The 443-nt window shown below is 68.2% G+C and carries 1 protein-coding gene; it reads left to right on the forward strand.

Annotated features, from left to right (window positions below):
* The coding region (locus tag MOV75_RS41900; protein ID WP_247008756.1) for a DUF2336 domain-containing protein at positions 1–443 on the forward strand (443 nt) is incomplete at both ends.

Below are 443 nucleotides of genomic sequence, written 5' to 3' on the forward strand. Positions count from 1 at the left end.
ATCGCGCTGCCGGTATCGGTCTGCGCCGCCATCGCCGAAGTCGGCTGCGCGGCCGCCGCGCTGGAGCTGATCGAAAATCCTCATGCCGAGCTTGCCCCGTTCTCCTGGGATCGCATCGTCGAGCGCCATGGCCATCTCGCCGCGATCCGCGAGGCGATGCTGGTGCTGGATGATCTGCCGTCCGCAACCCGGGCCGCGCTGGTGGCGAAACTCTCCGAGACCCTGGCGCAATTCGTCGTGGCGCGGAACTGGCTGAGCGCCGATCGTGCCGATCGCATCACGATCGAGGCGCGCGACCGCTCCACCATCAACATCGCGGCGCGCTCGCGCGGCGAGGACATGCAGGGCCTGGTGCATCATTTGCGCGTCACGGGCCAGCTGACCGCCGGCCTGATCCTGCGCGCATTGCTGTCCAGCAATCTCGACCTGTTCGACGCGGCGCT

Source organism: Bradyrhizobium sp. PRIMUS42 (genome assembly GCF_023006515.1).
In the GTDB taxonomy this organism is placed as follows: domain Bacteria; phylum Pseudomonadota; class Alphaproteobacteria; order Rhizobiales; family Xanthobacteraceae; genus Bradyrhizobium.